The organism is Corallococcus sp. CA041A, from assembly GCF_003612075.1.
In the GTDB taxonomy this organism is placed as follows: Bacteria; Myxococcota; Myxococcia; order Myxococcales; family Myxococcaceae; genus Corallococcus; species Corallococcus exiguus.
Genome location: NZ_RAWF01000616.1, coordinates 1 through 471 on the forward strand (window position 1 = coordinate 1; position 471 = coordinate 471).

At 49.0% G+C, this 471-nt stretch carries 1 protein-coding gene; it reads left to right on the forward strand.

Annotated elements, in window-relative coordinates; translation table 11 throughout:
* Positions 1 to 12: 12 nt before the first annotated feature.
* A partial coding sequence (locus D7V77_RS42485; protein WP_233597579.1) for an asparagine synthase-related protein occupies positions 13 to 471 on the forward strand: 459 nt, incomplete at its 3' end.

Below are 471 nucleotides of genomic sequence, written 5' to 3' on the forward strand. Positions count from 1 at the left end.
CTTCCAGTGTCCATGAACAACTTGAGTTTCGATTACAAAGCTAAAAAATTCATCGAATCAGCCAATCGCTCACCGGTTGATCGCCACCTGAACTGGATGGGCTCGCTTCCCCTTTCGGAGCAAGTTCAACTTGTAAAAAGCGACGTGCTTACATTGACCAGAGAAGAAGACATTCTGCCCGATGCACTTCGCTTGAATAAATCCGAATTGCCGGACGATGACGTGGTCTCGCAGATCATGAAAGTAGATATGATCACCTACCTGCCCGACGACTTGCTGGTTAAGTCTGACCGCTCGTCAATGGCTGCATCACTTGAAGTCCGCCTCCCCTTCCTTGCCTTTCCGCTGGTGGAATTTGCGCTCTCACAGCCAAGTTCTTATAAAGTGCATGGCATGACCACTAAGTACTTGCTCAAAAAGGCGGTGGCACCGTTACTTCCCGAAAGCATTCTGAAACGCCCGAAGAAAGGT